This window comes from Corynebacterium meridianum (assembly GCF_016342265.1).
Taxonomy (GTDB): domain Bacteria; phylum Actinomycetota; class Actinomycetes; order Mycobacteriales; family Mycobacteriaceae; genus Corynebacterium; species Corynebacterium meridianum.
In genome coordinates, this window is record NZ_JAEIOS010000011.1 from 427,168 (window position 1) to 451,774 (window position 24,607).

At 67.0% G+C, this 24,607-nt stretch carries 23 protein-coding genes; 12 read left to right on the plus strand and 11 right to left on the minus strand.

The window, feature by feature from the left end:
• Nucleotides 1-17: 17 nt before the first annotated feature.
• The 9 genes from JDV75_RS05140 to JDV75_RS05180 all read left to right on the plus strand — a co-directional run bounded on the left by JDV75_RS05140 (nt 18) and on the right by JDV75_RS05180 (nt 8,825).
• Complete coding sequence (locus tag JDV75_RS05140; RefSeq protein ID WP_198738156.1) at nt 18-1,409, plus strand: MFS transporter; 1,392 nt, start codon at nt 18-20, stop codon at nt 1,407-1,409.
• A 106-nt stretch (nt 1,410-1,515) separates the two neighbouring features.
• Nucleotides 1,516-2,322, plus strand: coding sequence for a glycosyltransferase family 2 protein (locus JDV75_RS05145; protein WP_336244299.1), 807 nt, complete (start codon nt 1,516-1,518; stop codon nt 2,320-2,322).
• Nucleotides 2,319-3,959: a phytoene desaturase family protein gene (gene crtI, locus JDV75_RS05150; protein WP_198738157.1), complete on the plus strand. Its 1,641-nt coding sequence runs from the start codon at nt 2,319-2,321 to the stop codon at nt 3,957-3,959. Before JDV75_RS05145 ends, crtI begins: the two co-directional genes overlap by 4 nt.
• A gap of 1 nt (nt 3,960) precedes the next feature.
• Nucleotides 3,961-4,290 carry a lycopene cyclase domain-containing protein gene (locus tag JDV75_RS05155; protein WP_198738158.1) on the plus strand — a complete coding sequence of 110 codons (330 nt, stop codon included), beginning with the start codon at nt 3,961-3,963 and terminating at the stop codon, nt 4,288-4,290.
• Nucleotides 4,287-4,580, plus strand: coding sequence for a lycopene cyclase domain-containing protein (locus tag JDV75_RS05160; protein WP_198738159.1), 294 nt, complete (start codon nt 4,287-4,289; stop codon nt 4,578-4,580). Before JDV75_RS05155 ends, JDV75_RS05160 begins: the two co-directional genes overlap by 4 nt.
• On the plus strand, nt 4,577-5,440 hold the full coding sequence (locus tag JDV75_RS05165; RefSeq protein WP_198738160.1) for a prenyltransferase: 864 nt from the start codon (nt 4,577-4,579) through the stop codon (nt 5,438-5,440). Before JDV75_RS05160 ends, JDV75_RS05165 begins: the two co-directional genes overlap by 4 nt.
• Before the next feature lie 69 nt (nt 5,441-5,509).
• Nucleotides 5,510-6,331 (plus strand): PTS sugar transporter subunit IIAB, encoded by an 822-nt coding sequence (locus JDV75_RS05170; RefSeq protein ID WP_198738161.1) that lies wholly within the window; start codon nt 5,510-5,512, stop codon nt 6,329-6,331.
• A 31-nt stretch (nt 6,332-6,362) separates the two neighbouring features.
• Complete coding sequence (locus JDV75_RS05175) at nt 6,363-7,952, plus strand: PTS ascorbate transporter subunit IIC (RefSeq protein ID WP_198738162.1); 1,590 nt, start codon at nt 6,363-6,365, stop codon at nt 7,950-7,952.
• Nucleotides 7,953-8,090: 138 nt separating this feature from the next.
• Nucleotides 8,091-8,825, plus strand: a complete 735-nt coding sequence (locus JDV75_RS05180) for a hypothetical protein (protein WP_198738163.1) — start codon at nt 8,091-8,093, stop codon at nt 8,823-8,825.
• Here JDV75_RS05180 and JDV75_RS05185 read toward each other — a convergent pair.
• From JDV75_RS05185 to dxr, 7 genes are all read right to left on the minus strand, one after another.
• Nucleotides 8,822-9,325, minus strand: coding sequence for a hypothetical protein (locus JDV75_RS05185; protein ID WP_198738164.1), 504 nt, complete (start codon nt 9,323-9,325; stop codon nt 8,822-8,824). The two genes, JDV75_RS05180 and JDV75_RS05185, sit on opposite strands and share 4 nt — an antisense overlap.
• 168 nt (nt 9,326-9,493) lie before the next feature.
• Nucleotides 9,494-10,930, minus strand: coding sequence for a cobyric acid synthase (locus tag JDV75_RS05190; protein ID WP_198738165.1), 1,437 nt, complete (start codon nt 10,928-10,930; stop codon nt 9,494-9,496).
• A gap of 12 nt (nt 10,931-10,942) precedes the next feature.
• Nucleotides 10,943-11,848: a type I methionyl aminopeptidase gene (gene map / locus JDV75_RS05195; protein ID WP_198738462.1), complete on the minus strand. Its 906-nt coding sequence runs from the start codon at nt 11,846-11,848 to the stop codon at nt 10,943-10,945.
• 91 nt (nt 11,849-11,939) lie between these two features.
• Nucleotides 11,940-13,895: a penicillin-binding transpeptidase domain-containing protein gene (locus tag JDV75_RS05200; RefSeq protein ID WP_198738166.1), complete on the minus strand. Its 1,956-nt coding sequence runs from the start codon at nt 13,893-13,895 to the stop codon at nt 11,940-11,942.
• 172 nt (nt 13,896-14,067) lie between these two features.
• The gene (gene ispG, locus JDV75_RS05205) at nt 14,068-15,210 is read right to left on the minus strand and encodes a flavodoxin-dependent (E)-4-hydroxy-3-methylbut-2-enyl-diphosphate synthase (RefSeq protein WP_198738463.1); all 1,143 of its coding nucleotides are present in this window, start codon (nt 15,208-15,210) and stop codon (nt 14,068-14,070) included.
• Between the two features lie 156 nt (nt 15,211-15,366).
• Nucleotides 15,367-16,578 carry a site-2 protease family protein gene (locus tag JDV75_RS05210; RefSeq protein WP_198738167.1) on the minus strand — a complete coding sequence of 404 codons (1,212 nt, stop codon included), beginning with the start codon at nt 16,576-16,578 and terminating at the stop codon, nt 15,367-15,369.
• A gap of 92 nt (nt 16,579-16,670) precedes the next feature.
• Entirely contained in the window at nt 16,671-17,840 is a 1,170-nt protein-coding gene (gene dxr, locus JDV75_RS05215; protein WP_198738168.1) for a 1-deoxy-D-xylulose-5-phosphate reductoisomerase, read from the minus strand.
• Nucleotides 17,841-18,104: 264 nt separating this feature from the next.
• Here dxr and JDV75_RS05220 point away from each other — a divergent pair, with 264 nt between their 5' ends.
• Entirely contained in the window at nt 18,105-18,536 is a 432-nt protein-coding gene (locus tag JDV75_RS05220; protein ID WP_198738169.1) for a DUF2631 domain-containing protein, read from the plus strand.
• Between the two features lie 225 nt (nt 18,537-18,761).
• On the opposite strand, the gene rlmN is transcribed toward JDV75_RS05220, so the two are convergent.
• Entirely contained in the window at nt 18,762-19,859 is a 1,098-nt protein-coding gene (gene rlmN / locus JDV75_RS05225; RefSeq protein ID WP_198738170.1) for a dual-specificity RNA methyltransferase RlmN, read from the minus strand.
• Between the two features lie 83 nt (nt 19,860-19,942).
• Here rlmN and JDV75_RS05230 point away from each other — a divergent pair, with 83 nt between their 5' ends.
• Nucleotides 19,943-20,317, plus strand: coding sequence for a LapA family protein (locus JDV75_RS05230; RefSeq protein ID WP_198738171.1), 375 nt, complete (start codon nt 19,943-19,945; stop codon nt 20,315-20,317).
• Between the two features lie 83 nt (nt 20,318-20,400).
• Here the strand turns inward: JDV75_RS05230 and JDV75_RS05235 are convergent, their stop codons facing one another.
• From JDV75_RS05235 to pyrH, 3 genes are all read right to left on the minus strand, one after another.
• A complete protein-coding gene (locus JDV75_RS05235) occupies nt 20,401-21,459 on the minus strand; it encodes a phosphatidate cytidylyltransferase (protein ID WP_418884378.1) in 1,059 nt (352 codons plus the stop codon).
• Between the two features lie 76 nt (nt 21,460-21,535).
• Entirely contained in the window at nt 21,536-22,093 is a 558-nt protein-coding gene (frr, locus tag JDV75_RS05240; protein ID WP_198738172.1) for a ribosome recycling factor, read from the minus strand.
• Nucleotides 22,094-22,242: 149 nt separating this feature from the next.
• Entirely contained in the window at nt 22,243-22,974 is a 732-nt protein-coding gene (gene pyrH / locus JDV75_RS05245; protein WP_198738173.1) for a UMP kinase, read from the minus strand.
• A gap of 605 nt (nt 22,975-23,579) precedes the next feature.
• Here pyrH and JDV75_RS05250 point away from each other — a divergent pair.
• Nucleotides 23,580-24,494, plus strand: a complete 915-nt coding sequence (locus JDV75_RS05250) for a CHAP domain-containing protein (protein ID WP_232958257.1) — start codon at nt 23,580-23,582, stop codon at nt 24,492-24,494.
• Nucleotides 24,495-24,607: the final 113 nt, after the last annotated feature.

Genomic DNA, 24,607 nt, shown 5'->3' on the forward strand with positions numbered 1-24,607 from the left:
CAGTAGGATTGGCCGCTATGTCGACCGCCACACAGCCCGATGAACGCCGAGCGGGCATCTTCTCCCAGGGTTTCGCCGCAACCACCGTCGGTCTGCTCATGGCGATCACCGCCTGTGCCTTCGACAACACCGCGGTGACGGCGGTGATGCCGCGGATCACCCGCGAACTGGGCGACACCGGGGCCTATTCACTGGCGTTCTCGATCCCCTTCGCGGTGTCCATCGTGGCGATGGTCGCCGCGGGAATCGCCACCGATGTAGCCGGTGCCCGGCTGTCCATGGTGACCGGGACCGTGATTCTCGTGATCGGCCTGGCGCTCGCGGTCGTCGCGCCCGACATGAGCGTGTTCCTCTTCTCCCGGGGTATCCAGGGGTTCGGGATCGGTGCCGTGATCGTGGCCATATACGCGGTGATCGCGCAGGTCTACCCGGCCGCGCTGCGGGCCCCGGTGTTCGCCGCGTTCGCGGGAGCGTGGGTTATCCCCTCACTGGTCGGCCCGGCGTTGGCGGGGATCCTCACCGAGGCGTTCAGCTGGCACGCGGTGTTTCTGTTCACTCTGGTGCTGCTCGTTGTCGCGGCGGTCCTGTTGGGTCCCGCCGTACGCAGGCTACCGGTACGGCGGGGAACGCTCTCCCGCACGAGTGCCCGGATGCTCGTCGCGGCGCTGATCCTCTCGGCGGCGGCGGGGGCACTCAACTACTCGCCGCAGCTCGCGCTCGGCGCGGGAATGGTGGCGTTCGTACTGTCTCTCCCGGTGATCGCGCTGGCGATCGGCCCCCTGGTGCCGGTGGGCACGCTACGGGGCCGGACCGGAGTGCCCCGCCTGGTCCTTTCCCGGGTACTGACCGACATGGTCCTCGGTGCCGAGATCTACATCCCGCTGCTGCTCGCCCAGGCGTACGGACTGGGACCGACGCTCACTGGCCTGGGGCTCTCCGTCAGCGGCGTGACCTGGTTCATCGCCTCGCAGATCCAGGCGCGGTTCACGGCGGACTGGTCGATGCCGACCGTCGCCAGGTTCTCCGCCGCGGCGATGGCCGGCGGACTGATCGTCGTTGCGCTGACCGTGGGGTTCGGGGCACCGTGGGCGATCGCGGTCACCGGCTGGGGACTCTCTGCGTTCGGAATCGGCTTCATCTATCCGCGTCTTTCCAGCGAACCCCTGGAACTGTTGCCCCCGGAGCAGAGCGGCTTCATAGGCTCCGCCCTCCAGGTGGCCGGAATCACGGGGATGACGGTCTCCATCGCGGTGGGTGCACTGGCACTCGCCGCGCTGGGCGGCTCGGATGTCCACACCCGCTTCCTGGTCACCTACCTGGTGCTGACCTGTGCCGTCATTCCCTTCGTGTGGTTGTGGCGCCCCGGTGCGGGGGCTGTGCCCCGGTCCCCGTCCGCACGCGTGCGCTGACCCCCAGGAGACGGTGCTGGCCCGGTGTTCCGTTCGCCGCCCTCTACACTGGGCGGTCACCCTTCCCGCCCCGGACAACCGGGTGCGGGCACCGAGGAAGGACCCCGTGATCCCTCGTACCTCTCCACACCGAACCCTGGGTGTCGTCATCCCGTGTCTCAACGACGCCGAGCTGCTCACCCGCTGCCTGCGTGCACTGCACCGACAGACCGTACCCGCCACCGAGATCCTCGTCGTCGACAACGGCAATACCGACGACTCGGCAGCGGTGGCGCGCGACCATGGTGCCCGTGTGATCGAGGAACCCCGTCGTGGTATCACCTGGGCGACCCGGACCGGTTTCGACGCCGCTGTGTCGGATGTGATGCTCCGGACGGACGCCGACGTCGAACCGGGCCCCGATTTCCTGGAGAGACTTCACCGGGCGTGGGATCTGGCGGAGGACCAGACACGTTCCGGGGCGAGTCGACGCCGGGTCATCGGGGTGACCGGGTCCGGGCGTTTCGAGTTGCCCGGCAGGTGGGGCCCGTTGGCCAGCGCCGTCTATCTCGGCGCGTACCGGGCCAGCGTGGGTTCGACTCTCGGTCACCAACCGTTCTTCGGGACGAACTACTGCATCCGGCGGGACTGGTGGCTGGAGGTTCGCGACAGCGTGGACATGAGTGACACCGAGGTGCACGAGGACATGCACCTGAGTTTCGCGGTGCGCCCCGAGGAGACCGTCTGGTTGCAGTCCGATCTGACGCTCACGATGGATGGTCGGGCGGTGGAGCCCGGTTCGCAGATGCTGCGCCGATTCCGCCGGGGCTTCCACACCATCGCGGTAAACTGGCGTAGCGAAAAACCCTGGCAGCGCCTCGACTCCCGGGGCCTCCTGCCCGCCCCGCTCCCCCGGAAGGGACCTCCCGCATGACCAGCACCACTCCACCACGGACGGCCGTCATCATCGGGGCAGGTGTCGCGGGACTGGCCACCGCGGCCCTGCTCGCCCGCGAGGGAGTGTCGGTCACCGTCGTCGAGCAGGGATCCACCGTCGGCGGACGGGCCGGCACGCTCACCGTCGACGAGGCCCCCGGGTTCCGGTGGGACACCGGTCCGAGCTGGTATCTCATGCCCGACGCCTTCGATCATTTCTTCCGGCTGATGGGCACCAGCACGGACGCCGAGGTCGGGCTGAAAACCCTGGATCCGGCGTACCGGGTGTACACCGAGGGCCATCCACCACTGGATGTCCCCGCAGGCCGTGACGGGGCCGCGGCACTGTTCGAATCCATCGAGCCCGGCGCGGGTGCCCGGCTCGGGGAGTATCTCGATTCCGCGGCGGACGCGTACCGCATCGCGGTCGAGCGGTTCCTCTACACCACGTTCACCGGAGCGGGTGGATTCGTCAATCGCGATGTGGGTCGTCGTCTCGGGGTCCTCTCAACGTTGCTGACCACCTCGCTGGAGGACTTCGCGGCACGCTACGTCGACGATGTCCGGCTGCGCCAGATTCTGACGTACCCGGCGGTGTTCCTGTCGTCGCGCCCCGACGACACACCCGCCCTCTACCACCTGATGAGTCACACGGATCTGGACCAGGGAGTGAGGTATCCGGTGGGTGGATTCACCGCCCTGGTCGAGGCCATCGACAGGGTCGCCCGGCGGGCCGGCGCGGTCGTGTGTACATCCAACCGGGTTCTCCGGATAACCACCGAGGATCACCCGAGGTCGACGCAGGCGTTCCCGGACCGGTTCGGGCGCCTCCGCCCGACGAAGGCGAGGGCGACGGGGGTACAGGTGCTCACCGGCGAAGGCACGGTGGAGACTCTCACCGCGGACGTGGTGGTCAGCTGTGCCGATCTGCACCACACCGAGACCGCACTGCTTCCCACCCATCTGCGCAGTTATCCCGAGCGCTGGTGGGGTACGCGGAATCCGGGTCCCGGCACCGTTCTGGTGATGCTGGGTGTGCGGGGCGCGCTGCCCCAGCTCGCGCACCACACCCTGTTGTTCTCCCGCGAGTGGGACGCCGACTTCGACGCCGTGTTCGCCGGCCCGGTCGCAGACCGCGAGCTTCCCGCATCCCGCTCCATCTACATCTCGAAGCCCTCGGCCACCGACCCGGATGTGGCACCCGAGGGGCACGAGAACCTGTTCGTGCTGATCCCGGTTCCCGCGGACCCGCAGCTCGGGCACGGCTCCGCCTACGCACCGCACCCCGCTCCCCTGGTCGAGAGAATCGCCGATGCCGCGATCAAACAGATAGCCCGATGGACGGGAGTGGACGATCTCGCCGAGCGGATCGTGGTGCGCCGGACCTTGGGACCCGCGGATTTCTCCGGACGTTACAACGCGTGGCACGGCGGGAGCATCGGGCCCGCGCACACGCTCGGCCAATCGGCGTTCCTCCGGGGAACCAACGCCAGCCATCTGGTGGATGGCCTATACTATGCCGGCGCGACGACCGTCCCCGGGGTCGGGGTACCGATGTGTCTGATCTCCGCGGAGAATGTGCTCAAGCGCCTCCGCGGAGACCGGACCCCCGCACCGCTGCCGGAGCCGATCTGAGATGGACCGGTGGCTCTATCTGGCGAGTATCCTCGGCTCGATTCTGGCGATGGGGTTGTGCGACCACCGTTGGCGCCTGACGTTCACGGCGGCGCCTGCCCGTGCCACGGTGGTCAGCGTTGTCCTGTCTGGGATGTTCCTGCCGTGGGACGGCCTCGGAATCGTCAGCGGCGTCTTCTTCCGCGGCACCTCACGGTGGATGAGCGGAGTGGAACTCGCCCCCGAACTACCTCTCGAGGAACCGTTCTTCCTGTTCTTCCTGGTATATCTGGCGCTCAACCTCACCTCCTTCACCCGTATGACGGTGCCGGGGAAGATGGTCGGACAGTGACGTATCTGCTGATCAGCCTGCCGTTCGTGCTGGTTGCCGCTGTGGTGTGGTGGACCAGGAGGCACTCGGTACCGGGACAGTGCACCGTGACCGCGGTTGTCGTCGTCACGCTCGTCGCACTCACCGTCATCTTCGACAACCTGATGATCAGGGCCGGACTCGTGGGCTACGATCCGGCGCACCACACAGGTCTGACCATCGGGGTGATGCCGGTGGAGGATCTGGCGTACGCGGTTGTCGCGGGAGTGGCCGTACCCGCGGTCTGGCCGGGGAAGGGAACCCGGCGATGACAGCCACGCTCCTGCGCGTCCTCGGCGCATCGCGACCGCTGAGCTGGGTCAACACCGCTTTCCCGTTCCTCGCCGCGTACCTCGTCACCGGCGGCGGCATGGACACCCGGTTCTACCTGGGCACCTTCTTCTTCCTCATCCCCTACAACATCGCGATGTACGGCGTCAACGATGTCTTCGACTTCGCATCCGACATCCTCAACCCGCGGAAAGGTGGCGTCGAGGGAACCGTCCTGGCCAGGGAACACCACCGGACCCTGCTGTGGGCCGCGGCGATCAGCTGCCTGCCGTTCGTGGTGTACCTCTACGCGGTGGGCACGCGGGCATCCGGCGTCTGGCTCACAATTTCGCTGTTCGCCCTCCTCGCCTACTCGGTTCCCGGTCTCAGGTTCGAGGCCCGCCCCTTCCTCGACTCGGTGACCTCCTCTGTGCACTTCGTCTCACCGGCGCTGATCGCGGGCACGATGTGTCCCGGTGGGGTGAATGCGTGGTTCACCTGGTGCATGGTCGCCTTCTTTCTCTGGGGCATGGCGAGCCACGCTCTCGGCGCAATCCAGGATGTCACCGCCGACCGGCAGGGCGGACTGTCGTCGATAGCGACGGTTCTCGGTGCTGGAACCACCGCGCGACTGGCCACCGTGCAGTATCTCGTCGCGGCGCTGATCCTGTTCCTCCTCCCCCGTCCGAGCTGGATAGCGGGGCTCGTCATTCTCCCCTACGCGGTCAATTCGGCGAGATTCTGGACCATCACCGACGCCACGTGCACCCGGGCCCGCTCGGGATGGAGTTTCTTCCTCTACATCAACTTTGTCGCGGGCGCCGTACTCAGCATCACGATGCTGTGGGTGGGGCTCCGGTAGCACGGTTGCCCGGACGGGGTGTGTCCGGCGCCCTACCGGGGCGGTGCACGGTGCGCCTAGTCTGAGATCATGGATGCTCTTCATGATCTGCTCACCCACGACCGGATCGCCCTCGGGGTTCAGGCGCACGACTGGCGTGACGCGATCCGCCACGCCGGCGGACTACTGACATCAACGGATGCGACCGACGCCGGATACACCGAGGAGATGATCGAGGCCGTCGAGGTGAACGGCCCCTACATCGTGATCGCCCCCGGCACCGCGTTCGCCCACGCCCGACCGTCCGGATCCGTTCACCGCACGGCTCTGTCGTTGATCGTTCTGACCGATCCGGTGTCCTTCGGTCACCCCTCCAATGATCCCGTGGATCTCGTCGTCGCCCTGTCCGCCACGGATCCGGACACGCACCTGGCGGCGATGAAGACGCTGTCCCGGGGTCTGGGATCCGGGGAGATCCGCGCCGCCCTGCGCAGGGCGAGCTCGGCCGATGAGGTGATCGCGCTTATCGACGGGGCCGCGGAAAGGCCGCGGTCCCTCCATGACGAGGAGACGACCCGGCGGGAAACCCATGCCCCCTCACCCCACACCGGTGAAACCGTCCCCAGCAAGGGCCTGATCCTCACGGTGTGCGGCAACGGCCTCGGTACCTCCCTGTTCCTGAAGAACACCCTCGAGGACGTGCTCGACGATTGGGGCTGGTCGCGGTACATGACGGTGGAGGCCACCGACACGATCTCCGCGAAGGGGAAGTCCGGGGACGCCGACTGCATCCTCACCTCCGGGGAGATAGCCCGGGCCCTCGGGGACCTCGGGGTCCCGATGCGGGTGATATCCAACTTCACCTCCACCGACGAGATCGACGCCGCCCTCCGCGAGATCTACGCGGTCTGACCGGCACCACCACACAGAAAGGACTTCCGACATGGTTGTCATCGAGTTCCTGGTCAACCAGATCCTCTCGGTCCCGGCGTTCCTCATCGGCATCATCACCGCGGTGGGGCTCGCGGCACTCCGCAAATCGACGGGCGAGGTCATCGGAGGCGCGGTCAAGGCGACCCTCGGTTTCCTGCTCATCGGCGCCGGTGCCGGTCTCGTCGTCACCTCCCTGGAGCCGCTCGGCACGATGATCACCGGTGCCACCGGGGCGCGGGGCGTGGTGCCGACAAATGAGGCGATCGTGGGGATCGCGCAAGAGAACTACGGCGCACAGGTCGCCTGGTTGATGGTCCTCGGTTTCGCGGTGTCGCTGCTGCTGGCGCGATTCACACCCCTGCACTACGTGTTCCTCACCGGCCACCACGTGCTATTCATGGCGACGCTGATCACCATCGTCCTGGCGACGGCGGGCTTCTCGGCGGGTGTCACCGTTCCGCTCGGGGCAGTGCTGCTGGGGATCCTCATGGTGTCCCTGCCTGCGTTCGTGCACCCGTGGACCAGACGGATCACCGGCGACGACTCGATCGCCATGGGACACTTCGGTACGGCCGGGTACATCGTCGCGGGTGGTGTCGGCTCGCTCGTCGGCGGACGGAAACCGGAGAAGCTGTCCCCGTCCACCGAGAACCTCAAACTGCCCGAGGGACTGAAGTTCCTCCGGGACTCGATGGTCGCCACCGCGCTGTCCATGGCGCTGATGTACGTCATCCTCGCGGTGATCTTCCTCATCCGGGCCGGCCGGGACGAGGCGTTCGCCGCATTCGAGGACGGTGCCTCCGATGTGGGGGCGTACCTGATGCACTCGTTCACCCTGGGCCTGCAGTTCGGTGTCGGCGTGGCGGTGATCCTGTTCGGTGTGCGCACCATCCTCGGTGAATTGGTGCCGGCGTTCCAGGGCATCGCCGCGAAATTCGTGCCCGGGGCCGTCCCCGCCCTCGACTGCCCGATCGTCTTCCCCTACGCGCCGAACGCCGTCCTGATCGGATTCATCTCCTCCTTCATCGGCGGGCTGGTCGGCCTGGCGCTGCTGCAGATCGCATTCAACCCGCTGTTCGGTGTCGTGCTGATCCTGCCGGGACTGGTCCCCCACTTCTTCACCGGTGGTGCGGCGGGTGTCTACGGCAACGCCACCGGCGGACGACGCGGTGCCGTGGCCGGCGCATTCGCCAACGGTCTCTTCATCACCCTCGGCCCCGCGTTCCTCATGCAGGTGCTGGGCGTGTTCTCCGGGGAGAACACCACCTTCGGCGACGCCGACTTCGCCTGGTTCGGCACCCTGATCGGCGCCGCGGCGAAGACCGGGACGATCGCGGGAACGATCCTGCTCCTGCTCATCGGTGCGGCGATCCTCGGCGGTGCGATCCTCGTGCAACGGCGCGTCGTCGACACCGGTTGGGATCCGAGTCCCGCACGCGCGGTCGTGTCCACGGGTGCCGCGGTCAGTGGTTCGCCGACGGCCTCCCCGCGAGCCGCCTCAGGCCCGGACGTCTCCTCCGGGTATCCGAAGATCGCACCTCCCACCGGCGCACCGGTTCCCCCTCCCCGGCGCGCGCACGAACCTGACTCTCCGTCGTGACAGGCTGCCACGGCACCCGGCGTGGAGGGCCGGACGTGGCTAGAATGAGGGGCCGCAACCGCCGCTGACCCGACGATGACGAAAGCTGCACATCTTTTCACCGTGACTCCCCAACCACCGTCCCCGCGCCACCGTGATGTGCCCGCAGCAACGGCCTCGATCGCCGCTGCCGTGGCCCTGCTGCTGGCGACCCTGGGGGTGAACTACACGAGGAGTCACGTCGGCTACGCCGGACTGGCCGCCGCGACGGTGGCATTCGGTGCGGCGAGTGCCCTCGCTCAGCTGTACCGCCCGGGCAGGGTCACGGTGTTCCGGGCGCTGTCCGCGGCCGGGGGTGTCGCGTTGCTCATGCTGGGGGTACTCGTCGCGGCGAGCCGGGTCACCTCCCTGGACGAGGTATTCACGGTGACCACCCTGGCGACGGTGTATCTCACTCCCCCGGCGGTCATCGCGTGTCTGGCCGGCGGGCTCGGTCAGCTTCCCGGGCGGTGGGTCCCCAGGGTGGGCTTCAGCGTGGTCGGGGCGGCGGCAGCCGGCTGGTTCGCGCTCGGCCCCGACACCCCGCCGACCCGCGGGCTCGTGCTCGTGTCCGCTCTCCTCGCCCTACTCGGTTGTGTACCGGTGCTCGCCGGAGCCCGCGACCGCGGCGTGCGCGATCACGGCTGGCGGTGGACCGCGGTCACCGCCGCCGCCGGGATTCTCGCGGCGACGATGGTCTATGCGGTTGTTCTCGCGGCCACCCCGATCACCTGGTGGCCGGCCCAGGCCCCGAGCATCGTGCTGGCGTGGGCCTACATCATCGCCGCGGCCCTACCTGTGGCGGCGGGCGTGACCTACCGCGATCGGCCGGCCCACCCCGAGATGACGGGCTAGTTCAGCTGATCTTCACCGAGGGTGATCCTCGTGATCGCCCGCCCGTTGATGCCGCCCGGGACCTTCACATCGATCCTCGGGTAGCTGGCGACGGCAGCGCACGGCCCTTCGCCGACGCCCGGGCGGAGCCCTTCGACGGCGGCGACGCCGACGGTGTTCGGGGTGGTGGTGACCACGCCACGGACTCCGTAGCAGCCGTCGTCACCCGAGGGGACCGTCATGCGGATGGTGTCGTTGTCGATCACGGTGTAGAAGAAATCGGTCTGATGCTCGGAGTGCATGCCGGTCGCGGGTTCTCCGGTCGTGCCGGTATGCGGGTGGAGGGGCATCCCGAACACTTGGATGATCTGTCCGATGAACCACTCGAGGGTGGACTCGGAGGAGTTGGTCCCCGATGAACCGAACACGTGCTCATCCGCGGAGGCGACCGCGGGGGACGCGCCGAGGAGCAGAAGGGTTGAGGCGATGGTGGCGGTCATCCGCCGGGGCAGCTTGTGCATGATGGAGACTCCTGGCGTGCGGTGCGGGAGGGACAACGCCCGTTATAGCAGATTCTCTTTTCTGCACGGCCCGAAAATCACCCCCGTAACCGATCAGATCGGGTTCAGGTTTCCACCGGTGTGCAGCGGTCGTCCACCGATTGGCGTCGTGCAGCGGGGGTTGCCGGGTCACCGTCGCCCGATGATGCCGTCCAGATCGAGGGCCTGCTCCACCGCGTCCGCGATCAGATCCAGCTGGCGGAGGCGTTCGGCGTGGAAGGAGGTGTCCGCCGCGAGGACGAACCCGCTCCGCCCGGTGGCTGCGGCGATGTCCCGGAGGAAGGCACGTCGGTGTCCGTCATGCTCCAGGTGGCCGTGCCGGTGGGTACCGAAGATGACACCGCGTCTGGCTCCCTCGTCCCCGATCCACGGCTGTTCGGTGGAGCGCGCGACCCTCCCGTGGTGCACCTCGTAGGCTCCCCCCTCGTGCCGGATGAGGGTCTTGTCCGGGTGGAACACGATGTCTGTGTCGAACACCCCGAGGCCGTCGACGGGGACGGTGGAACCGGACTCCACTGGATCGGTGATGCTGCGGCACAGCATCTGGTAACCACCGCAGATCCCGAGCACCGGCCGGTTCTCCCGGACACGCGCGGTGACGGCTGCCGCGATCCCCGTCCGTCGCAGCCAGGCGAGATCGTCGACGGTGGCACGTGTCCCGGGGAGAACCACGAGGTCGGCGTCGGCGATCTGGTCCGCGTCTGCCGACCAGACGACACTCACCCCGGGCTCGCAGGCGAGTGCCTCGACGTCGGTCGCGTTCGAGATCCGCGGCATCCGGACGGCCGCGACCCGCAGGCGCCGGGTGCCAAGGGCGGGTGTGGCGGGTCCGACGCTCGCGCCGAGTGGCGACTGGAGCGAATCTTCGGCGTCGATCCACAGCCCGTCGATGAACGGCAGTACCCCGACGGTGGGTACCCCGGTCAGTTCCTCGAGTTGGACGAGGCCCGGGTCGAGGATGGTCTGGTCACCGCGGAACTTGTTGATGATGAACCCGCGGATCCGGGCCCGGTCCCCGGCGCCGACGATCTGGTGGGTGCCGTAGAGATGGGCGAGCACTCCCCCGCGGTCGATGTCGCCGACGATGTAGACGGGCAGGTCGCAGGCCTCGGCGAGGCCGAAGTTGGCGACGTCGGTTGCCCGGAGGTTGATCTCCGCCGGCGAACCCGCACCCTCGCAGATGACGACGTCGAACCGGCGGCGCAGGTCGGTCAGGCACTCGGCCGCGACCTGTCTGAGGTGGGTGCGGTGCTCGATGTAGTTCCGGGCGTTCACCGAACCGGTGGCACGCCCCCGGACCACGAGTTGGCTCGTGCGGTCGCTGCCGGGTTTGAGGAGTACCGGGTTGAAGTCCACGCTGGGGTCGAGGCCGCACGCGGCGGCCTGGAGCGCCTGGGCCCGGCCGATCTCCCCGCCGTCGGGGCAGACGGCGGAGTTGTTCGACATGTTCTGCGCCTTGAATGGCGCAACGGAGACACCGCGGCGGGCCAGGGCCCGACAGATTCCGGCGACGATGACGGATTTACCGGCGTCGGAGGTGGTTCCGGCGACGAGGATTGCGGACACGGTCGTGCCGGATCAGCTGTCGTGGCCGTAAGAGTCGATCTCGGCGTCGGGGATGGTCAGGATCTCCGGGCCGTCCTCGGTGATGACGAGGGTGTGTTCGAACTGGGCGGTGAATTTCCCGTCCCGGTTGGCCACGGTCCAGCCGTCGTCCCAGATGTCGTAGGGCAGATCGCCGATGTTGATCATCGGTTCCACCGTGAGGGTCATGCCGGGTTCGAGGATGGTGTGGTCCTCCGGGTTGTCGTAGTGCACGACGACGAGACCGTTGTGGAACGTCGGGCCGACACCGTGGCCGGTGAAGTCCCGCACCACGGAGTAGCCGAACCGTTTCGCGTAGGACTCGATGACCCGGCCGATGACGTTGATCTCGCGGCCGGCCTTCGCCGCCCGGATGCCCCGCATCGTGGCGGTGTAGGTGCGCTCGACGAGCAGCCTGTGTTCCTCACTGACGTCCCCGGCGAGGAAGGTGCGGTTGGTGTCGCCGTGGACACCGTTCTTGTAGGCGGTGACGTCGATGTTGACGATGTCGCCTTCCCGGATCACCGTCGAGTCCGGGATGCCGTGGCAGACGATCTCGTTGAGCGAGGTGCAGCAGGACTTCGGGAAACCGCGGTAGCCGAGGGTCGACGGGTAGGCGCCGTGGTCGCACATGTACTCATGCGCGATCCGGTCCAGCTCATCGGTGGTGACACCGGGAGCGACGGCCTGACCGGCGACGGCGAGGGCGTTGGCGGCGATACGGCTGGCCTCGCGCATGGCCTCGATGGTCTCCGCGGTCTGGATCAGCGGCTCACCGCACGCCTCCCTGACGGTGTCCTTCCAGACGTATTCCGGCCGCTCGATGTGCTTGGGCACCTTGCGGACGGGGCTCTGTTTTCCGGGGGTCAGGCGTGCGCGTGCTTTCGACATGTCCACCATCGTAGCGCTGCCGGTGGGCACCGCTACGAGGAGGTGCCGGTGCACCGAACTCTCCGTATTCCGTGTGGTGCCCGTCGTCGGCAACGCGAGGCTAGAGGTACGGCGGTGGGACCGCCGCGTCGGCGGCGCCTCCGGGGGCGGGGGCTTCCGGAGCGGCCGGTGCGGGAGCTTCGTCGGGTGGCGGAGCGTCCTCCCGTTCCCGGGCCTGCGGACGGGCGGCGTCCCGCGGGGGAAGGAGTGACGGGTCATCGAGGGCCCGGAAGAAGTGGTCGGTGATGGCGACGGAGGTCTCCGATCCACCGCCGAGCACCACGAGGGTGGCGAAGGCGATGTCGTCGTCGCGGAAACCGGCGAACCAGGCGTGGGAACCACCCGCGATCTCGGCCTCACCGGTCTTGCCGTGGATCGCCCCGCCGGCCTGCATGCCCCGGGCGGTACCGGTGGTCACCACCTGCCGCATCATCCGTTGCAGTCCCTCGATCGCCTGCGGGGTGGGCGGATCGACGTGCTCACTCACCGTGGTCTCCCGACCGTTGATGAGCACGGGCACGGGGGTCCGCCCCGTCGCCGCGGTGGAGGCGACGAGCGCCATCCCGAAGGGGCTGGCGAGATCCTTGCCCTGGCCGAATCCGGCCTCGGTACGGTCGACCAGCTCGTCACCGTGGGGGACGGAGCCGGTGACGGTGCCCAGCCCCTCGATGGTGTAGTCGAGGCCGAGCCCGAACTGCTTGCCGACCTGCTCGAGTTCGCCTGGATTCAGGCGCGAGGAGATGTCGGCGAAGCTGGTGTTGCAGGAGGCGGCGAACGCACGCTCGAGCGGCACGGATCCGAGGGAGAAACCATTGTAGTTGGTGACGATGCGGTGCCCGATCTCCATCGCCCCCGGGCAGGGGACGATGCTGTCGGGGGTGAGGTCCTCGTCCATCATGCCCGCGGTGGCGGTGATGATCTTGAAGGTCGACCCGGGCGGGTACTGGCCCATGAGGGCGATCGACCCGTCCCGGTCGGCTTCGGCGGTCTGCGCGATGGCTAGCACCTCCCCGGTGGAGGGGCGCATCACCACCATCATCGCCTTCATCTCCGAGCGGAGATCCACCGCGGCCTGCGCGGCACGCTGGACGTTAGTGTCGAGGCTGACGCGCACAGCGGGCACGGGTGTCGGGGCGTGGGTCTCCAGGGTGTCGATCTGGGCACCGTAGGCGTTGACCACGGCGATCTGCCAGCCGCGCTCCCCGTCGAGGTCGTCGTTGACGATGCGTTCGACCCGGGAGATGATGTCCGGCGCGAAGTCACGGTCGGTGCGGACCATCGCCGCCTCCGGATTCACGGTCACCGCCTCGACACCGTCGAGTGCCTCCACGACCTTGGGCCCCTCGACCGCGTTGACCAGGCCGACCGAGTACATGCCCTTCGCACGGCGGAGGTCTTCCGCCAGTTCGTTGGCGTTGACCGTGGCCACGCTCCGGTCCCGCGAATGGGCGGCATCGAGTGCCCTGGCCACGGTCCGGGCCGTCGAGTCCGGGTCCTTGAGCCCCTTCGTGTTGACGAGAACCCGGTAGGTGGTTCCGGGTTCCAGGAGCGCGACGCCGTCGTTGCTGATCACCCTGGCACGCTCCGCGTTGATACCCCGGAGCTCGAGATGCTGGTTCGCCCCCAGCCTGGGGTGGAGGAGGTTGGGCCGCCACCGGATGAGCCACTCGCCGCCGACCTTGCTCAGTGACATTCTCGACGGGTAGCGGACCTCCCGGTCGCGCGGCAGGGACCAGTCGACCGTGAACTCCGCGGTGGCGGTGTTCTCCCCCGTGGACGACCCGTCGAGTTCCACCTCGACCTGTTCCGCCTGCAACCCCTCGAAGGACTCACGGAGCATCTCCGCCGCGGCGGACGGGTCATCGGTCAGCTCCCCGGCGGCGTCGAAATCGCCGTCGGAGACGGCCCCGAAGAACGCCTCGATGGTGCCGTCCGCGGGCGGCGGCTTCGGGGTGCATCCGACCAGGCCCGCGGCGACCACCGTGATCACCGTGAGCAGCGCAGACGTCTTCTTCATGGGGTTCAAGGTAGCAACAGGAACGGGCGCAGCAGCGGAACCGCGCGGCGTGCCGTGACCGGAACCGGCAACTTGTGACGGATGGGACTGTTGGGGAGTCGGTAGATACCCGGGACATGCGTATGCCGGCGCCCCCGCGGGGGCGCCGGCATACGGTGGGCACCGGAAAGGATCAGGTGGTGACCTTCACCTCGGGGGAACCGCTCACGCTGCCCTCCTCGAGACCGAGTTCCTCGGCGATCTTCATCGCCTCCTCGATCAGGGTCTCCACGATCTGCGACTCGGGCACGGTCTTGATGACCTCACCCTTGACGAAGATCTGCCCCTTACCGTTTCCGGATGCCACGCCGATGTCCGCGTCACGGGCCTCTCCGGGGCCGTTGACGACGCAGCCCATGACGGCGACGCGCAGCGGGAACTCCATCCCGTCGAGGGCCGCGGTGACCTCCTCGGCGAGCTTGTACACGTCGACCTGGGCGCGGCCGCAGGACGGGCAGGACACGATCTCCAGCTTGCGGGGTCGGAGGTTCAGCGACTGCAGGATCATGTCACCGACCTTGACCTCCTCCTCCGGTGGCGCGGACAGGGACACCCGGATGGTGTCACCGATACCCTCCGCCAGCAGCGCGGAGAAGGCCACGGAAGACTTGATGGTGCCCTGGAACATCGGTCCGGCCTCGGTGACGCCGAGGTGCAGCGGGTAGTCACACTGTGCGGCGAGCTGACGGTAGGCCTCCACCATGATGACCGGGTCGTGGTGCTTCACGGAGATCTTGATGTCACCGAAACCGTGCTCCTCGAAGAGGCTGGCCTCCCAGAGCGCCGACTCGACGAGGGCCTCAGGGGTGGCCTTGCCGTGCTTCTCCATGATCCGCTTGTCCAGCGAACCGGCGTTGACACCGATGCGGATGGGGATACCGGCGGATCCGGCCGCAAGCGCGACCTCCTTGACCCGGCCGTCGAACTCCTTGATGTTGCCGGGGTTCACGCGGACCGCCGCGCAGCCGGCGTCTATGGCCGCGAAGATGTACTTGGGCTGGAAGTGGATGTCGGCGATCACGGGGATCGGCGACTTCTTCGCGATGATCGGCAGGGCTTCCGCGTCGATCGGCTTCGGGCACGCCACACGCACGATGTCGCAGCCCGTGGCCGTGAGCTGGGCGATCTGCTGCAGGGTGGCATTGATGTCGTGGGTCTTCGTGTTCGTCATCGACTGCACCGAGATCGGGTGGTCCGATCCGACACCGACGTTGCCGACCATGAACTGTCTGGTCTTGCGTCTCGGGGCGAGCACCGGCGGCGGTGCCTCAGGCATGCCGAGTCCGATGGGGATAGTCACTGTGAAAGAACTCCTTGTCGCGCACCGCCTGCAGGTCGGTGCTCGTGGGTGAGATTCGGGCGGGCCGTCGTGGTCGATGGTAGCACCGGGACCGGTGCCCGTCCGGTCCGGGGATCTGCGGCCGGCGGAGCGTCAGCCGGGCAGCCGGATCGGATTCACCACGTCAGCAGCTATGACGACCATCCCCACCGTCAACAGGAGTGCAGCAACCGTGTAGGTCAACGGCATCAGACCCCGGTAGTCCGCGGGCCCCGCCGACGGCAGACCGCGGAGCCTCCGCACGGCATCCCGCAACTTCTCCCAGAGCACGACCGCGATGTGCCCGCCGTCGAGCGGCGGAAGTGGCACGACGTTGAACAGCGCGAGGAAGAAATTCAGGCTGGCGAGCATCATGAGGAACGTTGCCCATTCGCTGCGTTCCGCCAGTTCCCCGCCGATCCGCGTAGCTCCGACGACACTGACCGGCGAGTCCTGGGCACGCTCCTCGCCGAACACCGCCGCGGCGACACCGGGGATCTTGGCGGGGAAGGACTTCAGCCCCTCGACGGTGCCGGAGAACATCAGACCGGCGAAACGCAGCGAGGCACCGATCCCCTCGACGGGGCCGTAGGACCGGAACACGTTCCCGACCGGTGCCCGCGACACGCCGATGGCCCCGACGGTGACCTCCCCACCCACGGCGTCGATCCGCGTGGCCTCGGCGACGGTGACCGCCACCTCGCGGGTGATCCCGTCGCGTTCCACGGTGAGCTCCACCGTCTCGCCGGGTTTCGCCATCACCGTGTCGCGGAGTTCGATGAAGGTGTGCATGGGACGGCCGTCAACGGCGGTGATCCGGTCCCCGGCGGTGATGCCCGCCTCCGCGGCGGGCCCCTCACCGGAGCAGGGCACCAGTGAGCCGTCGGGGTTCTGCGCGGGGGCGACGCACGCGGTGCCGTCGACGGTCGGGGTGAGGTCGATGTCGGGGTCAGGGATGCCCGCACTCACCGCGACGGTGTAGATCAGCACGAGACCGACGAAGATATTCATGACCACACCGCCCGCGAGGACCGCGATGCGCTGCCACGCGGGGCGCCGCCACATGGCGAGCGGTTCCTCCTCCGGGGTGAGCGGGTCGTTGGCGGTCATTCCCGCGATGTCGCAGAACCCACCGAGGGGGACGGCCTTGAGCCCGTAGGTGGTGTGTCCACGGGTGAACTGGCCGACGGTCGGGCCGAAACCGATGAAGTACCGGCGGACCCGCATGCCAAGGAGCCGGGCGACACCCATGTGTCCCGCCTCGTGCAGTGCGATGGTCAGCGCGATACCGAGGGCGAAAAGAATGACGCCCAGCAGATAACCCACGGTGAGGTCACTCCCCTTGCATGTCTGTCGGTGTCCCGGTTCGGCCCGGTGTCCGTTGTTGCGCGGTCAAGTCTCGCACACCGGCGTCCGGTTCAGCGTTTCGCGGCGAGGACCTGCCCCGCCAGTCGACGGGCGTGCTGCTCTACTTCGAGCACCTCGGAAACCGTTTCGGCGGGTCGGGCGAAGGCCGCCGCACCATCGAGGACCTCGGCAACGGTGTCGACGATCTGCGGGAACCGGATGTCCCCGGCGAGGAACGCGGCGGCCGCCTCCTCGTTGGCGGCGTTGTAGACCGCGGGCCAGGTGCCACCCGCGTCGATCGCGCGGGCTGCGAGCCGCACCGCGGGGAACGCGGCGTGGTCGACGGGTTCGAAGTCCCAGGAGAACGCGCCGGAGAAGTCGAGCGCCGGCTGCGCGTCCGGGACCCGCCTGGGCCAGTCCAGGGCCAGGGAGATCGGGAGTTTCATCGACGGTGGGGACGCCTGCGCGATGGTCGCACCGTCGGTGAACGTGACCATCGAGTGCACGATGGACTGCGGGTGGACCACCACGTCGATCCGGTCCCCGGGAATCCCGAAGAGGAGCGAGGCCTCGATGAACTCGAGTCCCTTGTTGACCAGCGTCGCGGAGTTCAGGGTGTTCATCTGCCCCATCGACCACGTCGGGTGGGCTGCGGCCTGCTGCGGGGTGACGTCCATCATCCGCTCCCTCGTCCAGCCGCGGAACGGCCCACCGGACGCGGTGAGCACCAGACGGGACACCTCCCGTCCGGTGCCCGCCATCAGGCACTGGGCCATCGCGGAGTGCTCGGAGTCCACGGGAACGAGTTGCCCGGGCCGGGCGGCCCGCAGCACCAGCTCTCCGCCGGCCACCAGCGACTCCTTGTTCGCCAGGGCGAGCACCGCACCGGAGTCCAGGGCCGCGAGCGTCGCCGCGAGGCCCATGGAACCGACGAGGGCATTGAGCACGGTGTCCGCCGGCACGGCACCGACGAGATCCCGGGCGGCGTCAGGCCCGCTGATCACCGTCGCCCCGAGGGCACGCGAAACCTGGGCCGCGGCCGCGGAGTCGGCGACGGCCACCTTTCCCGCGTCGAGGCGCAACTGCCGGGCCTGTGCGATGATCTGCGCCGGGTCGGAACCCCCCGCGGCGATTCCGACGACCTCGAAGACGTCCGGGTTGGCGGTGATGACCTCGATGGCCTGGGTGCCGATGGAGCCGGTACTTCCCAGAATTAGAACGCGTTTACTCACCTGTCCCATTGTTCCATTGATCCGTTGCGGGCGCGGAACCGGACCCACCGGTCCGCATCAAACTTTCCACTACACCCGAATGGGGCGGGATCGGCGGCCCACCACCGCGGCGAGCGGCAGAAAACCCGGTTCGGCCCCCGGATTTTGCATGGATTTGTCACATCCCGCCACCGTATGGGGCAGTTCAAGTCGCTGTCGGCGGCTCGATATGAGATGATGGCGGCAACAGAATGCGATTTCGGTACGTGCGCTTTATCCCATAAGGAGTTTGACGTGTCTGGTTCCGACCACAACGTTCCCCAGGTCCACAACGGAGTGTCGACCCTCGATGAGCCCTCGGCGGCGTGGGGCTGGCACGGTCTCAGCCGTCAGGCCATCCAGATCTCCGGCTGGATCTCGGTCGCGTTCCTCCTCGCCTACCACTTCGGTAACCACCACGGACACGTGGAGACCATCTGGCTGTTCGCCATCACCGCCCTGATCGTGGTCGGTCTCCTGCTGAACCTGTTCCAGCCGAAGCTGAACCAGGTTCGTACGGTCACCGCCCGGAACAAGCCCATCGACCACGTCGAACCCGACTGGGCGCACGATCAGCACACCCTCAGCGGTGTCTACGCCGATCTCACCGACTCACAGCTGCGTTCCCTGAACATCGATCCGGCCACCGTCCGCGGACGTTCCGGAAACCACGCCATCGACGCCTGATTCTCTCCGCGTACAGAACAAAGACCCGCGATCCACGTTCGGATCGCGGGTCTTTGTTCTGTCCCGGGTACTCCGGTTGACCGTCGTCGCCGTGCCTCGGCTCCGGACGGACACCCCGGGACGGGAGCTCCGCCCCGCCCGGAGACGGGTTCCGGTGCCCGATGGAGGGAATATCCATCTGCGCCGGCCCCTCGGAACCTCTCTGTGTCGCGTGTGCTGCGGGTGTCAGCGTTCCTCGGCGGCCAGCTGACCGCACGCGGCGGCGATCTCCTGGCCGCGGGTGTCCCGGACGGTGCAGGCCACACCCTGTGCGGCGACCCGGCGGACGAACTCGTTCTGCCGGTCCTTCGGCGAGGCGTCCCACTTCGATCCGGGGGTCGGGTTCAACGGGATCAGGTTCACGTGCACCCGGGCGCCCAGTGCGTTCCGCAGCTTCTTTCCGAGCATGTCCGCACGCCAATCCTGGTCGTTGATGTCCCGGATCAGTGCGTACTCGATGGACACCCGGCGTCCGGTCCGGTCCGCGTAATACCGGGCGGCATCCAGTACCTCTTCGACCGACCACCGGTTGTTCACCGGGACGAGTGAGTCGCGGAGTTCATCGTCGGGCGTGTGCAGTGAGACCGCGAGCGTGACGGAGAGTCCCTCGTCGGCCAGCCTGCGGATGGCCGGCGCGAGCCCCACGGTGGACACCGTGACGTTGCGCTGCGAGATCCCGAATCCCTTCGGGTTCGGCTCGGTGATCTGCCGGACGGCGTGGACGACCCGCTTGTAGTTCGCGAGCGGTTCCCCCATCCCCATGAACACGACGTTGGAGAGTCTGCCCCCTTCATCACGCATCGTCGCTGCCGCGGCGCGGACCTGGTCCACGATCTCCCCGGTGGACAGGTTCCGGTCCAGTCCGCCCTGGCCGGTGGCGCAGAACGGGCACGCCATGCCGCACCCGGCCTGGGACGAGATGCACAGGGTCGCGCGGTCGGGATAGCGCATGAGCACCGACTCGAGGAGGGTGCCGTCGTGCAGGCGCCAGAGGGTCTTGCTGGTCTGGCCGGCGTCACAGCTGATGCTCCGCACGCACGTCATCATCTCCGGGAAGAGAGCCTCCCTGACCGTGTCGCGTTGCGCCGCCGGGAGATCCGTCATCGTGCGAGGATCGGCCTCCAGCCTGCCGTAGTAGTGGCGGGCGAGTTGATCGGCCCGGAATCTGGGTAAGCCCAGGTCCTTCAGGGTCTCGATGCGTCGTTCGGAGTCGAGATCGGCGAAATGGGTGGGCGGCATTCCCCTTTTGGGGGCGGCGAAAACCAGGGGTAGTTCCTTCGTCATAATTCCCCCATCATTACACGCCACCGGCTGATCGTTGGAACCGGCGGGTTGTGCATCCCGCCCGGGAGCCGTTGAATGGGGGTATGACCCGAAACAACGAGGCCGAGCACACCGCCGACAACACTCCCACGCCTGACCCGTCACCTCAGGTGCCCGCCTATCCCGATTCTGGTGCGGCAGCGTCCGCGGAGCACCCGAAACCCGCGAACGTGAAGCGTCGTACACTCGCCGGCAGCACCTGGGTATCCCTGATCGTCGGTGCTCTGCTGTTGATCCTGCTGCTCATCTTCATCATGCAGAACCAGCAGGCCGTCGAGCTCACCCTGTTTGCCTGGACGTTCACGGTTCCCGCCGGCATCGGGGTTCTCCTCGCCGCGATCGCCGGCGCCCTCATCATGGCGCTGGTCGGTGGCGTCCGGATGCTCGAGCTTCGTCGTGAGCTGAAGAAACTGCGCTGAATTCACCGGTGACGGAACAACGCCTCCGCCCCTCGACTGATCGGGCGGAGGCGTTGTTCGTGTCTTCGACGAGAAGAAGCGGATCAGGTCTGCAGGAAACTCAGCACGAGCCAGGTGACCATCGCGGACGGCAGCAGACCGTCCAGGCGGTCCATCAACCCCCCGTGGCCCGGCAGCAGGTTCGACATGTCCTTGATGGCGAGTTCACGTTTGAACTGGCTCTCCACCAGGTCCCCGAGCGTCGCACAGATCACAAGCCCGGGACCGAGGATCAGTCCCCGCCACCAGATGTCGTCCAGGAGGAAGTGCACGAGGAGCACTCCCGCGACGGTGCCGAGGAGCAGTGAACCGGCGAACCCCTCCCAGGACTTCTTCGGGCTGACCGCGGGGGCCATGGGATGCGCCCCGAACAGGACCCCGAAGACGAAACCGCCAATGTCCGAGGCGATGACGCACACCATGAAGGTGACGATGAACATCTGTCCCGGAACCCCCTCCCGAGTGATCAGGGAGAGCATCGCGGCGAAGGAAGCGAACAGCGGGATCCAGGTGAGGACGAAGATCCCGAGCGACGTGTCGCGGAGATAGTTCTGCGGAGCGGTGTTCGCACCGTGGTGGAACAGGCGGCCGAACATCAGGGCGAGAACGCTCACCACGAACCCCGCGACCAACCCCTTCGTCCCGAAGGGCCACGAGAGCCAGAGCATCAGCTGTCCCCCGGCGAGGAGGATCACCCGCGGGATGACGTACCCGCTCTCCTTGAGCCGCGAGTGCACCTCCCAGGTCGCGACGCCCACGGCGGCCGCCACGAGCGGGTACCAGCCGAAGGGGACGACGAAGATCATCAGGAGGACGAGGGCACCGAGTCCCACACCGACGCCGACAGCCTTCTTCATGTCCCGCCCGGCGGAGTTCCTGGGTTTGGGGAGATGGTCGAGGCCCAGCGCGCGCAGTGAGTCGGTGACATCGCCACTGCCCCCGCGGAGCCCTCCCGAGAACAGACGCCTGACCGACTCATCCGAATCGGTCAGATCCTCGGGGTCGGAATCAACGGGGTCGCCGGACAGCCACAGGTCGGGGTGCCCGGTCTCGCGGGTACCGTCCTCGCCGTGTTTCCGGGGTGAGAGGTGGTTATCAGACATGACGCATCCGCACTGAGGTCCCTCCGGTCGACGCCGGAGCAGGAAGGGATCGTGTACCGGATTCGATGGCGGTCATCTAGACCTCCATCAACTCCTTCTCCTTCTTCTCGACGAGCTCATCGATCTGGCCGACGTACTTCTGGGTCGTCTTGTCCAGTTCCTTCTCGGCGGCGATCACCTCATCCTCACCGGCGTCGCCGTCCTTCTGGATCTTCTTCAGGATCTCCATGTGCTTGCGTCGCACGTTGCGGATCGCGATCTTCGCGTCCTCACCCTTGGACTTGGCGAGCTTGACCATGTCCCGGCGGCGTTCCTCGGTGAGCTGCGGCACGGTGACCCGGAGAACCTGGCCGTCGTTGGTCGGGTTGACGCCGAGATCCGAGTTGCGGATGGCGTTCTCGATCTCGTTCATCACGTTCTGCTCGTAGGGCCGGATGATGAGCATCCGGGGTTCCGGCACGGAGATCGTCGCCATCTGGGTGATGGGGGTCGGTACACCGTAGTACTCGGCGACGATGCCGTTGAACATACCGGGGTTCGCGCGACCGGTACGGATGGTGGTGAGATCATCCCGGGCGTGCTCGACGGAGCTGGTCATGCGTTCCTCGGCTTCGAGGAGAGTGTCATCGATCATGGTGAGTTCGACTGTTCCTTTGGGGCTCGGTCGGCCGGGTCCCCTCCCTGTCTGCACCACCTCAAGACGGCGGAGCAGCGCAGTCGTGGACTGGGTGGGGAATGGGGACTGGCCTGGACTGATTTATTCTGTTGCTCCCGATAAATCTATCAGGACTGGACGAGGGTTCCGATACGTTCGCCGGTGACGGCGCGTGCGATGTTTCCCTCGGTGAGCAGATTGAACACCAGGATGGGCATGTTGTTGTCCATGCACAGCGAGAACGCCGTGGCGTCCGCGACCTTCAGCCCCTTCTCGATGCAGTCCCTCGGGGTGATCCGGTCGAAGAGTTCGGCGTCCGGGTTTGTCCGGGGATCGGAGTCGTAGACCCCGTCGACGCCCTTCGCCATGAGGAGCACCTCGCAGTCGATCTCAAGGGCGCGCTGGGCGGCCGTCGTGTCGGTGGAGAAGTAGGGCATGCCCATACCTGCACCGAAGATGACGACGCGGCCCTTCTCCAGGTGCCGCTTCGCCCGCAGCGGAAGATAGGGTTCAGCGACCTGTGCCATGTTGATCGCCGTCTGGACGCGGCAGTCGATTCCGAGCTGAACGAGGAAGTCCTGCAGGGCGAGGCAGTTCATCACGGTGCCGAGCATGCCCATGTAGTCGGAGCGGGCACGGTCCATGCCCCGCTGCTGGAGCTGCGCACCCCGGAAGAAGTTTCCGCCGCCAATGACGACCGCGACCTCGGTGCCGTTCTGCACGACGCCCGCGAGCTGCCGCGCGACGTTCTCCACGACGTCTGGGTCGATGCCGACGTTGCCCCCGCCGAACATCTCCCCCCCGAGCTTCAACATCACCCGTTTGAATCCCTGACGTCTGACGCCCGCTTCGTCGGCCATGCCGCACTGTCCTTCCGTTGTGAATCTCGTGGTTCGGATCGTTGTTACACGTCACCAGTGACTTGGTCTACCGTCAGCCAAGCTTACCCGAGGACCTCCGCACCGTTCGACGCCCGCACCTGCCGGCCACGTGCCCGCGGCAGCAGCCTCGTCCACCACCCTAATTTTTCCCCACAAAACGGGTGGCCCTGGTTAGGGGAAAGTTGCAGCATTGGTCTTGATTCTCCGCGAACTGAGCCTAGATTCAAATTACCCAAATCCCAGCTCGGAGCGTCATATGAGAGCCCCCATCAAACGAAAGTCAGTCACCGCGGCTGTACTCGTCGCGAGCATGACCCTGACCGGAGTCACACCGGCAACCGCAGACCCGTTGTTCCCTCCCGCCGAGATCGTCACAGCGGACATCACCGATCCGTCAGCCGATAGTCCGGAACCCGAGCTGACGGAACCGGACGATCAGGGTGACACCGATGTCATTGCCCCCCCCCCGGAAATGACGTCATCGCCGAGTTCGTCGCAGGTCTCCCCCAGCTTCCCGCACTGCCCCCGCAACTGGTTCAGGTTCTCGGACTCCTCGGGGCGGACTGATCATCGGATTGCTCGCCATGATCTTCGGCGGCGGCGGAAGCTCCGGGAAGGTAGCCAACAGTTCACCGGACGGGCCGTCTCCCGAACCCACATCGAGCTCCACACCCAAGCCCGCCCCCGACGCCACCACTAAGCCCAAGCCCAAGCCAGAACCCAAACCGACCCCCAAGCCCCAACCCAAACGCACATCTAAAATCGTCGCGAATGCCCGACTCACAGCAGGGCAGCAGCTGACGTCAGAGAACGGTGAGTATTTTGCTGCGGTTCAGGATGACGGAAACTTCGTGATCCGGCGTACCAAGGACCGAGCTCCTATCTGGGCAACCGGAACTGAAAAGGTTGCTGGAAGGGATGCGTACCTGCGTATTCAGAAGGACGGCAACCTCGTGCTCTATTCCGGGGGCCAAGCTCGGTGGGCATCGGACACCGCAGGCACCACCGCCCGTATCCTTGAACTCGGTAACGATGGAGTTCTTCGGGTCAACGGGGAGAACGGCCACGTCTTCTGGATGCGTCCGAAGCGCAAAGACAGCAGCTCCACCAAAGCAGACAAAGTGATGGACCGCCTGATCTCTCAGACACGGGGCAAGCAGGTCTACAACCACGGTGGAAACCAGTGCGTGGCCCTCTTCAACCACTACAACGAGAACATTCTCGGACACGGTTTCATCTCGGTGATTCTCGCACGGCAGCTGTACTCCGCAGCACCGGATTCCCACTGGGAGAAGCTCCCGGCCAGCGCCAAACCACGCCGCGGTGATGTCGCTATCTGGGGCAAGGGCTGGCCGTGGGACACGGAGGCAGGTCACGTGGCGATGGTTGTTTCCGACGACGGCTCGCACGTCAAGGTGTGGACCCAGAATCCCGGAGCGGCGCATGAAGCACGATTCACGAAGTCTTATCTCATCGGCTATCTGAGGCCAAAGCTCTGATCACGGTTCTCGCGTAGCCACGATGGCGGACCGACACCTGAATCGGTCCGCCACGGGCACAACAAAAACACCGTGGGGCGTCCCTACCGTCATTGGTAGGTGACGCCCCACGG